The following is a 14028-nucleotide window of genomic DNA, read 5'->3' on the forward strand; positions in this document are numbered from 1 at the left end:
TAAAATTTAAGTAAAAAAATGATTGACGCAATTGAAAAAAACTTATTGAGAGGAGTAAAGTTGTTAAATTCTATTTCTGATGAAGAATATAGTAACAACACAATTCCTCCTTACTATTCTAGTATAGGTTGTAATATGCGTCACATTCTCGATGTGTTTTCTTGTATTTTTAATGGTTTAGAAAGTGGCAGAGTAGATTTTTCTGATAGAGAGAGAAACACGTTAGCTGAACAAGAAACTAGGGCAGGAATCGTTTATTTTGAGAAAGTTTTGAATCAATTATATAAATTGAATCCGGATGATTTTGATAAAATAATTTCTGTTACAGATGATTTGGGTACAGGAAAAGTTACTGCAAGTTATACTGTTGGTAGTGCTTTAATTCAAGCACATAGTCATGCCATACATCATTATGCAAGTATTGGTTTTATTATAAATCAATTAGGAATTGAATTACCAGATGCAGATTTTGGATATAATCCTACAACACCTAAAAAAGTAACAGTTAAATAGGAGGGAAGTTTATCGAGTTATATAAACCCAACCTTTTAAAACTTTATCAAGTTCTGAATTTCCAAACTTAAGGATGTAAAAATAAGTTCCTGTTGGTAATCCATCTTTTACATCAACTGTATTAGGATTGTTAGAAATTCCTCCCCAGTTGTTAGTGTAATTTACAGTTTTGTAAACACTATTTCCCCAACGATTAAATATTTCTAAATTATTTTGCTTGTATTGTTCTAAACCTTCAAAAACTAACACATCGTTTTTACCATCTCCGTTAGGGCTTATGTATATATTATCATTAGCTAAATCGTCTGTATTAGCAGCAGAGCCTAATGTAATAACGACATAATCATTAGGAATAAATATGTTTGAAGTAATTTCTCCTTGATTTAAATCACCATTAATATTAGATTGACCTAAATCAATCCATTTTTGTTCAGTTTCGTTCCAGCCAACAACTCTTAATTGTCTTAAATCATTAGTAATTGTAGTAATGTCACTTTGATTATCCCAAGTAAGTGTAACCGTGGTTTCTGCACTTCCATCTAAATCCCAAAATTCAATATTACTTATGTTTTGTAAGAAAATTTGCTTTTCAGAAGTTGTGAAAGTATTATTAGAAAAGTTAGGTTGAGTTGAATTAGGGTCCGAAAAATAATAAGCTCCTTTGAATATTGTAATACTGTTTTGATCTGGAATTCGCATTACTCTAAGTCTATCATCATCTCCAATAGGAAAAGTAAATTCAGTATCACTAATAATAGAACTGTAACCGTCAACATGATTAGCATCTCCTTCACCAGCATACAAACGATAGTTTATAAAGTCTAAAGAAATGTTTTTATTATTTCTAGGAGTTATTACTTTACCAGAGATAAAAGATAAATCGTTAGTAATTCCAAGTGATGTTTGTAATTCTAAATTATTTAAAGCATCTATATCTACATCGAAAAATTCAGCTCTTTGGCTACCCGATACAGTTCTTATTTCATTTAAAGCGTAAAAACCAGCAAAACCTAAATTATTGGTAAAATCTCCATTATTAACAAGGTTGGTGTGAAAACCTATTTTCCCATCAGAATGGATCCTTACATTACCATTGTTCTGAAAAGCAGTTTGAGCACAAACAATTAGTGAAAAAAAGTAAATTAAAAATGTTAGTTCTTTTTTCATATTAATAAAGTTTGTTAATCATTACAGTAGATTCATTTGCTCCGCTAAAATTAACTATACCAACATTAGCTTCTCTAAAAGTTCTAATTGTAACTACATCACCTGCGTTTAGTTGAAGGATTTCACTTAAATGAAGACTAGATTGTTCATGCCTATCTGTATTAGGTCTAAACCTAATATATCCTGTTGATGCTATAGCACCAATAGCATTTCCATTTACAAATATTCGAGCATTAACATTTGTTCTTTCACTAGAGCCAGAGGTGTCATTTGCGATTAATGATATATTTGCTCTAATATCATAGCGACCGGTTTCGGCTACTTCTAACTCTCTTGAGTTTGTTATAGAATATAAAGTAGTATCATCATTATAGTCTTGTGTACCAAAAATAGGGGCAGAAGTGTTGTCAACGTTTAAATCAGTAGTTGTATCTGCATTAGTCCAGCGAGCACCAAAATTTATTTTTGATTTTTCAATTACACCTGTTGTGGTTGCAGTTACTATTGTATTAGTTAAAGCAGTTTGATCATCTAGTGTTCTAACTCTTAATTTTCCATTAACATCTAATCGCTCAGTTGGAGCATCAGTATTCAGTCCAACAAAACCATTGTTGTTTAATATGTTGAAGGTTTCATCATGCCAAGTTCCATCATTTCTTGTGATATAAAAAGCATTAGTATTCCTTCTACCGAAAGCAAATCTTGGAGTACCAGCATTTTCAAAAGTAAATGTGTTGAAACCTCCATTAGTATCATTAAAAATGATATCAGGTTCTGTGCCTTGAACTCTAAGAATACCAACACCATCTGGTAGATCTTCACTAATATGTAAAGGGCTAGTAGGAGTGATACCAATACCTACATACTGATTTGTTTGATTTATACGTAAAGCTTCTGTATTATTAGTTCTTAAAACTAAATCTTGAGCATCTATAGTACCTACAAAGTTACTAGTAGGATTAGTTCCTGAGTTACCAGTTAAACTCCAGTTGTTGTTAGTAGATGAATTATTGTTGTTTATACTAATCCAATTTGTTCCATCACTTTGAATTCTAATGACAGAATTATTAGCTATTGTTGAAGTAGTTGTATTAGCCTGATTTTGGTAATTTGAACTATTGATAGTTCCACCAGAAATATTTTTTATTACATATATTCTTCCTTCACAACTATTCGCTGCAGGAAAAGTAATTGTAGCATTAGCTGTAACAGAAATTGTGTGATGATCTTCTGTTAAAGTTAAATTACTAGAAACATCTTGAATAGATTTAGAAATAGATCCTTCTACTTGAAAAGTAGAGTTAGCCATTACCTTTGCAGGACTTCCACCATTTGAAGCTGCTGTGATATTTCCACTAACAGGGTAGTTGTTTTGGTTAATATTAATTCCAAAACGTGTTTTTGCATTCTCAGTAGCATTAGAACCTTGAACTCTAAAAAACTCTCTATAGAATTCTCCGCTTCTATAATCAAAACGTTTAAAAACAATAGGTTCATTACCATCATCGGCTATGATGAATTCTAATCGTCCATCATTATTTGGACCTGCAGAACCTATTTCAAAGAAATCACTTACTCCAGAACTTCCTTTTAATCTAAAACTTCCGTTAGGAGTAGTAAAAAAAATAGGGTTGTAAAAAGCTGCACCATCAGCTTTAAATTGCAGTGCAGAAACCCCATTTTCACCATTAACATATACTAAAGACTGATTAGCATTATCATAATCGGTTCTTCCAGCATCAACTAAGCCAAGAGTGCCTCGTCTTCCAAATTCTAAAATTGGAATATTGAATGAACGAATTTGCATTCTAACATCATCAATAGTACCTAAAAAATTAGTATTTGTAGTGCCAGAATTTCCATTAATTAACCAACCACTAGAGGTTGCACTAATATTTAACCATGTAGAAGTAGTATCGTCCCAAATTCTAAAAGTATTGGGAGTAGTACTAGTATCAAACCAAATATCATTTTCTACGGCTATTTGAGTTGGAATATTAGGATCTGTAGCACTTGTAAATACATTGTTGTTATTTACAATTTGTCTAGTTCCTTTGTTATCTATAACTCTAACTTCTTGAGCATTAATTATATTATGATATAAAAAAATAATTAAGATAAACTTAATTGTTATATTATAATTATAAATAAAATGCTTCTTCATATTCTATAATAGTAAAAACTAATGTATTGTGTGTTAGGTAAAATTTGATTTATTGTTTTTTATCAGAAAAACATAAAACTGTAATTTTTATTTATAAGCTGTATAGAATACTACTAAATCTTCATTAAAAATTTGTCTTCTAAAAGCTAAATTACCGGTACCAGCTGCACCTATATTATAAGTTACGCTAAGTATAAATCCACTTGCGTTAAAAGAGTTTAAAGAAGCACGAATTTTTCCTAAATCTCGTGCATTTTGATCTGTATAACGTATACCTATACAGTAATCGTTTGAAGAATATCTAGAAATATTATTAATAGAAGTACCACTACCTCCAACAAACATAGTAGCTTGTGTTAATGTTCCACTTGAGTTATTAGCAAAACCGTTCATGGTTCCAAACGTATTTTGTAGAGTGGCAGTATTATTACCTACTCCATTATTAGCATCTGTGTCGGGTTCTAAGCTTTCTATGTTAGGGTGTGCAACAAAAGTTATTTGCGATGGTTGAAAAGGTAAACCAGGTATAGTTTGAAGAAAAGTTGTAGTATCATTTGTGCCAACTGGAGCGCTTATAGTAAAAGATCCAGTAAAGACTGTTGGTCCTAAATATATACCTCCATTAGCTCCGGTTGTAATTTGATTATTAGTTTCAGTTGCTACTAAAGCTTTTTTTTCAACTACACCATTAGAGTCTGTTGTTAAAATTTCATTATTTGTGATTACAGTAGTAATGTCTCTAACTCTTAGTTTTCCATTAACATCTAAGCGCTCTGTAGGATCATTGGTATTTATACCAACATTACCACCATTTTCTAAAAAAAGTCTGAAATCAAGAACATTACTTTCTACAAAGTTTAAACCGTTTGATAGTAAATTCCAATGCCAACGTGGAGTTCCTGTATTATCTTGAAATGCCAAAACATCATCACCATTTGCCCTAATAACTAAAGGATGATTATTGAAAACAGGAGCTTGATTAATTCTTACTTGTCCTCTATCGTTGGTTATTCTCAACTTTTCAACATTCCCAGCTCTTAAAACTAAATCTTGGGCATCAGTAGTACCTAAAAAGTTGGTTGATGAATTAGTACCCGAATTTCCGGATAACTTCCATTCACCGATTGCGTCACTAAGATTACGCCAATCCCCACTTGGTCCAAATTGTTCATCCCAAATTTTTATTGTAGTGGGAGAAGAATTAGTGTCAAACCAAACATCTCCTTCTATAGGATTTGTAGGAGCTGTATTAGACGAAGTAACATTGTTGTTGTTGACGCTTTGTATTGTACCTTTATTATCAATAACTCTAACTTGTTGCGCACTAGCTTTTGAAAATAAAAATAAAGCTAGTGCACAAGTTAGTATAAAAGGTTTTATATGTTTAATGTTTTTAGGCATTAAATAGGCTAAGATTATTTAGAATATTGATATTCTATTTCATCTCCATTCATTAAAGTCCAGTAGTTTCTACTTGTATTATCTGTTTCTGGGACTAAAGTAATAGTAGTTCCAGATACAGTGTAGTCTTGTCCAGCTCTTAATTTAGCACCGTTTCTAAATACAAAAATTTTATTTAAAGGAGCTTCAAAAGAAGTTGTATATGTTAAATCTGTAGTTGTATTAGATACTTCAACAGTAGCTTGTACGCTTTGAATTAAATCACTTAATAATAATCTTTTAACTTTCCCATTAGCTTGATCTCTAGTTAAAAGCATGTAACCAGTTGTAGCTGTTGCTGATGTAGCAGCAGATTCAGTAGTAGTATCTACAGCATCTGTTCCTGATAAACGAACTTCAGCTCCATCTAATGTAAATGATTGACTACCAAGTGTTATGGTTGTGTCGTCTGTTAAAGAACCTCCTAATTGCCATGTGGTAGTAGTTACATCACCTGTAGTATTAGTTAATTGAGTTAAACCATTTTTAACTTGTAAGTATTTGATTGTACCTTTATTATCTATTACTTTGATAGATCCACCTAAAGCGGTTGTACCGTAGTTTACACCATCTTGTTTTGTAACATTACCAGATGTTTGTTGGGCATTAACAGACCCGATGGCTAATAAACCAATTGCAGCTAACGCTAATTTAAATTTGTTTGTAATTGTTTTCATAATATAAAAATTGCTTTTTAATGTTTGAGGGTTTTATTTTTAATAAAATTGTACTATTCTAATTTGATCTCCTTGATAGCAAATGGCTTCAGGTTCTATTTCTATTGTTGTATTATTCTTTATGGTGAAACTAATTCTTACTCCATTTCGATATACAGATATTTTATCAGTGGCTCCTCTAAGATTTAATCCTGTAAATTCTAGTTGACCATTGGTTGCTGTTATTTCAGTTATTTCTTCTCTTAATAAGTTAGAAGTACTTACTTTTCTAAGTACACCAGTAGTTCTATTAACAGTTACAATATCATCTTCGTTTGTGTTACCGTTTAATAAACCAGTAATAGCCAGTGTGTTTATTGCAGAAGTCTCAATAATTGTAGGTTTTATTAATACACCTCCCAATTCAATGGTAGTACCAGAACTATTTGTAACTGAATTTAAACCATTAGTTGCATTAATATTGGTATTACCACCAGAATTATTCCCAGCAGCGACCCAATTAGTTCCATTGTATGCATATATTCTTCCGTTAGATTGATCAACATAAACATCTCCAGCAATAGGAGTTAAAGAAGTGTTTAGCATAGGAGGTCCGTTACCTCTAGAAGGATTATTATCTATAGAAACCCATGAAGTACCGTTCCATAAGTTTACAGAATTATTGTTTGAACTATCTATCCAAAAATCACCAGTATTATTACCTGTTGGAGGCGTATTAGCAGTAGTAACTTTTGTAGATGAATTACACAAGCTATTCCATGATGTATTATAATAATAAATGCAATTAGTATCGGTATTATAAACTAAAGCTCCATTACTAGGTGTAATAGCATTCATTTGAGCGGTAGATACTCTAGTAATAACTAATACTTTATCAGAACTTTCTAATTCTAATATTGAAGCATTATGTATAGACGAAGGATTATCCCCAATTTTTACTTGAGAGTAAATAGATAATGTAGAAAAAATAAGAAGTAGTATTAGGGATTTAAACTTCATATTTGATTGGGGGATTGTTATTACAATATTAATACTTTTTTTTTAATTAGACACAGTGTTTTTGGTTTGGTCACGTATAGTTTAAGTATTTAGTTTTTTAATATTTGAAACATAACCTTTCAATTGAAACATTTCTTTCAAAAAAACAAAAGGACTAATGTAAGGAGTCTTTTTTTCTGAGTGATTTATTGAAGATATTTCAAATAAATTTTTCCAATGATTTCTTATTGATTTTAAAGCTTTAAAGTAACTATAGTTCTCACTATCATAAATATGTGTTGGTTCTGCAATAATTCCGTTTATCTCAATAACTTTAAAGTCAGAACCGTTTTCTAAGTTTTCAAAAGTGTTGTATTTTAAGTCAATTCTTCCATAATACCAGCCTTCAATATTCTTATTTAATTCATCAAAAGTAGCTTCTAATTTTTCAGAGATTAAATGATTTCCATTAATGAATTGTGTTCCTTTTGAATGGTTTCCAATCGCGGTTAATTTTACAATTTTGTCTTTTGATGGAACTTTATACAGAGTTTCTTGATGAATATCTTTAAACAAATCGATATACAATTTGGCTCTTTCATCAGTTAAAATCAATTCTTCTAGAGTATTAATTCCGTTGCCAGTTACGGTAATAAATTGTTTTAGAGTTAAAGAGGTAATTTTACCTGTTTTTGAATTAGGAAGTCTGTGGTAAAAAATACCACACTCATTTTCATAATCTAAAAACTCCTGAATAATAATATCTAAAGGATATTTTTCTAAATATTTTTTTAATTCAACTTCTGAATATATTTTTTTTACCAATAAGCCTCTAAAACCAATATCTGGTTTTGCAATTAAAGGGTAAGTGATTTTATTTTGCAGTAGCTCTTTTACAACATTATCAAAATTTGAATTAGGCTTTACTAAAACAGATTTTGGTCTATATTTTTCTGGTACTAATTGAATTGTTTTGTATTTACTTTCTGTGCCATTTCCAGAACTTTTAATAGCAGGATTTGCAGCCGTAAAAAATGTTAAGCTTCGGGCTTTTAATGCTAAGTAAAAAGCATAGGGGAGGTTAGGAACATAAAACATTGAAGAAGGCCAATGCTCCCAATTAAAAACTTTTTCTAATGTGGCCGATTGTGTTTTCAAACGTTAACTATTAAAAAGAATATCTAATAATGTTTTAAAGGTTCTAAAACCATAATACACAGTAAATAAAACTAACAAAGTACCTAAAGTTAGTAAAATATACGCAATTATGTTTTCAGGACTCTCTTTGTAAACCCTTAAAGCTTTCACACCAAAGCTTACTACTAATGGCGATGCTATTAAAAGACCTAATAAAATTAAAATTTGTTTAACTCCAGTTTCAATAGTTTTTGGTTTACTCATTTCTATAATTTTTAATGGCTTCTCTTACATTACCATATTGAGTTAACAAATTACTTGCAGTTTCTTGGTCGATATTTAATTCAGAAACTAACATACGAACACCTCTATCTACTAATTTATTGTTAGATAATTGCATGTCAACCATTTTATTTCCTTTTACTTTTCCTAATTGAATCATGGTTGCGGTTGAAAGCATATTTAATACTAATTTTTGAGCAGTACCTGCTTTCATTCTTGAGCTACCCGTAACAAACTCAGGACCAACAATTACTACTATGGGAAATTGAGCAGTAAGTGCCAACGGACTATCATTATTACAAGTAATACAACCCGTTACTATATTCTCTTGATTACATTTTTCTAATGCTGAAATTACATATGGTGTGGTACCCGAAGCAGCAATACCTACAACAACATCGTTTTCTGAGATATTATGTTCTTGTAAATCTTTCCAACCTTGTTCGGTAGAATCTTCTGCAAACTCAACAGCTTTTCTAATTGCTGAATCACCGCCAGCAATTAATCCAACAACTAACTCATGAGGAACACCGAAAGTTGGAGGGCATTCACTTGCATCAACAACTCCTAAGCGTCCACTAGTTCCAGCTCCCATATAAAATAGACGTCCACCATTTTTTAACTTTTCAACAATTTGTTCTATTAGTTTCTTTATTTGTGGTAACGATTTTTCAACTGCTAAAGGAACGGTTTTGTCTTCGTTATTTATGTTGGTTAATAATTCAGAAATACTCATGTTTTCTAAATTATTATAGTTAGAATCTTGTTCTGTAGTTTTAATAAAATCCATGTTTCAAATGTACATATAAAACAATAAAAAAGCAGACTCATTTGAGTCTGCTTTAAAACGAAATTATATTTCTTAATTCTTATTAAATCTTAGCTAAGATTGAGTTTAATGTGTTATTAGGACGCATTGCAGCATCTGCTAACTCATCTTTTGGTTCGTAATATCCGCCAATATTTACCGCATCTCCTTGAATTTGATTTAATTCATCTACAATAGTAGCTTCATTTGCTGCAAAAGCGTCTGCAACTGATGCAAACTGTGCTTTTAATTCAGCATCAGTATTTTGAGAAGCTAATTGTTGCGCCCAGTACATTGCTAAATAGAAATGAGAACCTCTGTTATCTAACTCACCAGCCTTACGAGAAGGTGATTTTTTGTTGTCTAATAAAGTTTCGATAGCCTCGTCTAAAGCATCTGCTAATACTTTTGCTTTAGCGTTGTTATTTGTTTCGCTTAAGTGCTCTAAAGAAACCGCTAAAGCTAAAAATTCTCCTAAAGAATCCCAACGTAAGTGATTTTCTTTTACAAACTGTTGAACGTGCTTTGGAGCAGAACCACCAGCACCAGTTTCAAATAATCCACCACCATTCATTAATGGAACAATAGATAACATTTTAGCAGAAGTACCTAATTCTAAAATTGGGAATAAATCTGTTAAGTAATCACGTAATACGTTACCAGTTACTGATATAGTGTCTTTGCCAGCTTTAGTTCTTTCTAAAGTAAATTTAGTAGCTTCAGCAACAGACATAATATGGATTTCTAATCCAGTAGTATCGTGGTTTGGTAAATAAGTTTCAACTTTCTTGATTAACTCAGCATCGTGAGCTCTGTTTTTGTCTAACCAGAAAACAGCAGGAGTTTGAGTCGCTTTCGCTCTAGTTACTGCTAATTTTACCCAGTCTTGCACTGGAGCATCTTTAGTTTGACACATTCTCCAGATATCTCCTTCCTCAACATTGTGAGAAATTAGCGTAGTTCCGTTTGCATCTACAACTTCAACAGTTCCGTTTGAAGCAATTTGGAATGTTTTATCATGAGAACCATATTCTTCAGCTTTTTTAGCCATTAAACCAACGTTAGGTACAGTTCCCATGGTAGTTGGGTCGAAAGCACCATGTTCTTTACAGAATTCGATAGTTGCTTGGTATAATGAAGCGTAAGAACTATCAGGAATTACAGCTTTTGTATCTTGTTGATTTCCTTCTTTATTCCACATTTGTCCCGAAGTACGAATCATTGCTGGCATAGAAGCATCAATAATAACGTCTGATGGTACGTGTAAGTTCGTAATTCCTTTATCAGAATCTACCATAGCTACATCAGGATTTTGAGCGTAAATAGCTTCAATATCTGCTAAGATTTCAGCTTTTTTTTCTGCTGAAACTTCTTCTAAATTACTTAGTAAGTTTCCGAATCCGTTGTTTACATCAACTCCAATTTCTTCGAAAGTTTCTCCATGTTTTTCAAATAAATCTTTGAAGAAAGTACGTACTGCATGACCAAAAATAATAGGGTCTGACACCTTCATCATAGTAGCTTTCATGTGTAAAGAGAACAAAACACCTTTGTCTTTAGCATCTTTTACTTGCTCACCTAAGAAGGCTAACAAAGCTTTTTTACTCATTACAGCAGCATCAATTACTTCACCTTCTAATAATGCTACTTTTTCTTTTAAGACAGTTTTTGTTCCGTTTGCGTCTGTGTGAACGATTTGAACATTAGTAGCTGCAGGAACAGTAGCAGATTTTTCACTATGAGCAAAATCTCCATCAGTCATAGTAGAAACGTGTGTTTTAGAATCTGAACTCCAAGCACCCATTCTGTGTGGATTTTTCTTAGCGTAATTTTTTACTGCTTTTGGAGCACGACGATCAGAATTTCCTTCACGTAATACTGGGTTTACAGCAGAACCTTTTACTTTATTATAACGAGCTAAAATTACTTTGTCTTCTTCAGTTTCTACATCTTCTGGATAATCTGGTAATGCATATCCTAGAGCTTGTAATTCTGCAACCGCAGCTTTTAACTGAGGAACAGAAGCAGAAATATTAGGCAATTTAATAATGTTAGCTTCTGGTTTAGTTGCTAACTCACCTAAGAAAGCTAAAGCATCTTCTACACGTTGGTCTTCTGGTAACATGTCAGAAAAATTAGCAAGAATACGACCTGCTAAAGAGATATCTTTAACTTCAATTTCAATATTTGAAGATTTTGTAAAAGCTTTTACAATTGGTAAAAACGAACGAGTAGCCAAAGCTGGTGCTTCATCCGTTTTAGTATACATAATTTTAGCTGTTTTACTCATATGTTTATGTTTTAACACACCAAAGTGTGTAATATTTAACGATAAATTTTTGTTTTGAAGCGGTGCAAATTTAAGCATTCAAAGCGAGATTTTTAATGCTAAATTGTTATTAATTAGTCTCTTTAATTAAAAATATGATAAAAATAAAAGCTTAAAATGAGAAAGTGTTATTAAAAATAAAAGCCATATCAAATAATTTCTTATCCTGACATGGCTTTCTCCGAAGCTAACTTTTACTTAGAACCAACTACACTACGTAGATTGATGATTAGCTTCAAAAATTGGAACATTACTATTTTACAAGCATTCTACTTATTAAAATACATATGTTCCAAAGTTTTTAAACGAACTCCAAGCTTAACTAATCAAATAATTTGCTTGTATTTTTAAAGTTATAAATCACAAAAATATTTTATAACTCTATCCTAAATCAACTAGTAGGAAATACTACGTTTAAAAACCATATATATAAAGAACGTTACTTTATAAATTACTAAGTTTTGATGTTTCTTAGTAAAATCTGTACCAAATATAAGAATGGAATTTAATTAAAAGTAAATATTAACATTTTAAAAATCAACAAGTTATGAACTGGTGTTTTTAACAATTGTTAATAAAAAAAGCAATATGATGGAAATCATATTGCTTTTATAATGTGTAAGAACTAAGAGTTTCTTAGTTTCTTCTTTCTTTAATTCTTGCTTTCTTACCAGTAAGACCTCTAAAGTAGTAGATACGAGCTCTACGAACTTTACCTTTCTTGTTAATTTCAATTTTTTGAATAGATGGTAAGTTAATTGGGAAAATACGCTCTACACCTACAGTACCAGACATTTTTCTGATTGTAAATGTTTCAGAAGAACCGCTTCCTCTTTTTTGAATAACAACTCCTCTAAAGAACTGAGTACGAGTTTTATTACCTTCCTTAATTTCATAGTAAACAGTAATAGTGTCTCCAGCTCCAAATTCTGGTAATTCGTTTTTTGTTACAAATTCGTCTTGAACAAATTTAATTAAAGATTCCATTTTATAAATATTTATATGGTGTTAATCAAAAGCAACATGCACGATTTTCGTCAGAGGTTGATTTTGTGGCTGCAAATTTAGAAATTTTTAATTAATTCAAAGAATTTATTGTATAAATATTTTGATTCTACAAGGTTGAAATATAGTTATTTAGTTCTAAATAGCTTGTTTTTTTTGTTCTCATCAACCATAATAAGCTTTTTACCAATGATATTTAAAGTGTTTTTTTCTTGGTTTTTTGGAAGAACTAAGTAAAAAGGAGTACTGTTGTTTATTAATTGAATTAATTCTTCTTCTGAAATATTTTTGATTTTTCCTTTTGAATAGAATTGACTTGAGTAACTTTTTTCTGGATGAAAATAAATAACTGTATCGTCTTTAATATTTTGTTCTATTAAATATTTATCTGTATTAGATAAGGTTTCAATTTTATTAGAAAAGCTTCCATAAATAAAAGCAAATAGCGCTAAAATTGGTATGACTAAAGAAATACCAATGACAAGTTTTTGTTGTTTAATATTTTTCCAGAAATGGGTTACTAATAAAGCAATAGGAACCATTATTGGCATTATATACGGATGGATTAAACTTTTAGAAATGGTGAAGAAAATAGGTGTCCATAATAACCAAAAGAACAAAAAGATAACCCAAGAATTGTTTTTGATATCAGTTTTATGTTTCCAAATTTTTCCTATGATAACTTGAATCCAAGGTAAGGCAAAAGCTAATAAGAATAACCAAATCATACCTAAAGGCTGCTGTTTTGGAAATCCGTATTTATCACCACTCCAAGAGCTATCGAAAAAACGTTTAAAATGTTCTCCAACTATAAAGTAATCGATAAAACCCGGTGTTTTTTGTTCTGCTAAATAATACCAAGGTAAAGCGATAATGGCAATTATAGCTATTCCTGTAAAAAAGTTGAATTGTTTAAATATTTTAAAAAATGATTTGGTATAAAGTGACCAAAAAAATATTGGCGGAAGCGTTAAGATTAAAACGATTGGTCCTTTAGCTAAAAGTCCTAGCCCTATTCCGACAAAAGCTAAATGTTTCCATATTTTATTCTCGTTGTTGTGCATTCCTTCCCAAAAGGATAGCATAACTAATGAAACACAAAACATTAGTGATGTATCTGTAGAAACTACCCCAGCATGAATTAAAAATTCAGGAATAGTTAAGGCGATGAATCCAGGTAAATAAAAAGGTAAATCTTCTCTCTTAGCATATTTACCGATTAAAAATATAATAATGATTGATAAGATCAAATAAGGTAACCTTACAGCAAATTCATTTGAACCGAAAATTTCTATACTTAAAGCCGATAACCAAGTAGAAAGTGGTGGTTTTGCCCAAAAAGGAACATTATAATCTATTTGTGGAGTTATATAATCGTTCGTTTCAGCCATTATACGAGCTATTTCTGCATAACGAGCTTCGGTTTTATCCATTAAAGGAATACCACTGTTTAATACTAATCTTAAAAGAATTAATAAAAGTACCGATATAGTAAAAAAGTGTTTCTTAAAAAATGGAGTATTCATAA

The 14028-nt window shown here is 31.0% G+C and carries 12 protein-coding genes; 1 reads left to right on the plus strand and 11 read right to left on the minus strand.

Annotated elements, in window-relative coordinates; all coding sequences use genetic code 11:
• Positions 1-18 precede the first annotated feature (18 nt).
• Positions 19-513, plus strand: coding sequence for a DinB family protein (locus tag WH52_RS09890; protein WP_086030786.1), 495 nt, complete (start codon positions 19-21; stop codon positions 511-513).
• 9 nt (positions 514-522) lie between these two features.
• Here the strand turns inward: WH52_RS09890 and WH52_RS09895 are convergent, their stop codons facing one another.
• From WH52_RS09895 to WH52_RS09945, 11 genes are all read right to left on the minus strand, one after another.
• On the minus strand, positions 523-1680 hold the full coding sequence (locus WH52_RS09895; protein ID WP_086030787.1) for a gliding motility-associated C-terminal domain-containing protein: 1158 nt from the start codon (positions 1678-1680) through the stop codon (positions 523-525).
• A 1-nt stretch (position 1681) separates the two neighbouring features.
• On the minus strand, positions 1682-3844 hold the full coding sequence (locus WH52_RS09900) for a hypothetical protein (protein ID WP_086030788.1): 2163 nt from the start codon (positions 3842-3844) through the stop codon (positions 1682-1684).
• An 87-nt stretch (positions 3845-3931) separates the two neighbouring features.
• Complete coding sequence (locus WH52_RS09905; protein WP_086030789.1) at positions 3932-5245, minus strand: hypothetical protein; 1314 nt, start codon at positions 5243-5245, stop codon at positions 3932-3934.
• Between the two features lie 14 nt (positions 5246-5259).
• On the minus strand, positions 5260-5961 hold the full coding sequence (locus tag WH52_RS09910; RefSeq protein ID WP_086030790.1) for a hypothetical protein: 702 nt from the start codon (positions 5959-5961) through the stop codon (positions 5260-5262).
• A 39-nt stretch (positions 5962-6000) separates the two neighbouring features.
• Positions 6001-6960 carry a hypothetical protein gene (locus tag WH52_RS09915; protein WP_086030791.1) on the minus strand — a complete coding sequence of 320 codons (960 nt, stop codon included), beginning with the start codon at positions 6958-6960 and terminating at the stop codon, positions 6001-6003.
• A gap of 81 nt (positions 6961-7041) precedes the next feature.
• Entirely contained in the window at positions 7042-8097 is a 1056-nt protein-coding gene (locus WH52_RS09920) for an ATP-grasp domain-containing protein (protein WP_086030792.1), read from the minus strand.
• A 3-nt stretch (positions 8098-8100) separates the two neighbouring features.
• Complete coding sequence (locus tag WH52_RS09925; protein ID WP_086030793.1) at positions 8101-8340, minus strand: DUF6095 family protein; 240 nt, start codon at positions 8338-8340, stop codon at positions 8101-8103.
• Positions 8333-9148: an N-acetylmuramic acid 6-phosphate etherase gene (gene murQ / locus WH52_RS09930; RefSeq protein WP_086030794.1), complete on the minus strand. Its 816-nt coding sequence runs from the start codon at positions 9146-9148 to the stop codon at positions 8333-8335. The genes WH52_RS09925 and murQ overlap by 8 nt, the downstream gene beginning before the upstream one ends.
• Positions 9149-9230: 82 nt before the next feature.
• A complete protein-coding gene (locus WH52_RS09935; protein ID WP_086030907.1) occupies positions 9231-11456 on the minus strand; it encodes an NADP-dependent isocitrate dehydrogenase in 2226 nt (741 codons plus the stop codon).
• A gap of 675 nt (positions 11457-12131) precedes the next feature.
• Entirely contained in the window at positions 12132-12482 is a 351-nt protein-coding gene (gene rplS / locus WH52_RS09940) for a 50S ribosomal protein L19 (RefSeq protein WP_086030795.1), read from the minus strand.
• Positions 12483-12628: 146 nt separating this feature from the next.
• Positions 12629-14026 carry an ArnT family glycosyltransferase gene (locus WH52_RS09945; RefSeq protein ID WP_086030796.1) on the minus strand — a complete coding sequence of 466 codons (1398 nt, stop codon included), beginning with the start codon at positions 14024-14026 and terminating at the stop codon, positions 12629-12631.
• Positions 14027-14028: the final 2 nt, after the last annotated feature.

Origin of the sequence: Tenacibaculum holothuriorum (assembly GCF_002120225.1) — a bacterium.
Lineage (GTDB): Bacteria > Bacteroidota > Bacteroidia > Flavobacteriales > Flavobacteriaceae > Polaribacter > Polaribacter holothuriorum.

What these genes read in the sequence shown, in the direction of transcription:
- WH52_RS09890 (WP_086030786.1), top strand. Translation starts at nt 19, where the DNA reads ATGATTGACGCAATTGAAAAAAACTTATTGAGAGGAGTAAAGTTGTTA.
- WH52_RS09895 (WP_086030787.1), bottom strand. Translation starts at nt 1,680, where the DNA reads ATGAAAAAAGAACTAACATTTTTAATTTACTTTTTTTCACTAATTGTT.
- WH52_RS09900 (WP_086030788.1), bottom strand. Translation starts at nt 3,844, where the DNA reads ATGAAGAAGCATTTTATTTATAATTATAATATAACAATTAAGTTTATC.
- WH52_RS09905 (WP_086030789.1), bottom strand. Translation starts at nt 5,245, where the DNA reads ATGCCTAAAAACATTAAACATATAAAACCTTTTATACTAACTTGTGCA.
- WH52_RS09910 (WP_086030790.1), bottom strand. Translation starts at nt 5,961, where the DNA reads ATGAAAACAATTACAAACAAATTTAAATTAGCGTTAGCTGCAATTGGT.
- WH52_RS09915 (WP_086030791.1), bottom strand. Translation starts at nt 6,960, where the DNA reads ATGAAGTTTAAATCCCTAATACTACTTCTTATTTTTTCTACATTATCT.
- WH52_RS09925 (WP_086030793.1), bottom strand. Translation starts at nt 8,340, where the DNA reads ATGAGTAAACCAAAAACTATTGAAACTGGAGTTAAACAAATTTTAATT.
- murQ (WP_086030794.1), bottom strand. Translation starts at nt 9,148, where the DNA reads ATGGATTTTATTAAAACTACAGAACAAGATTCTAACTATAATAATTTA.
- WH52_RS09935 (WP_086030907.1), bottom strand. Translation starts at nt 11,456, where the DNA reads ATGAGTAAAACAGCTAAAATTATGTATACTAAAACGGATGAAGCACCA.
- rplS (WP_086030795.1), bottom strand. Translation starts at nt 12,482, where the DNA reads ATGGAATCTTTAATTAAATTTGTTCAAGACGAATTTGTAACAAAAAAC.
- WH52_RS09945 (WP_086030796.1), bottom strand. Translation starts at nt 14,026, where the DNA reads ATGAATACTCCATTTTTTAAGAAACACTTTTTTACTATATCGGTACTT.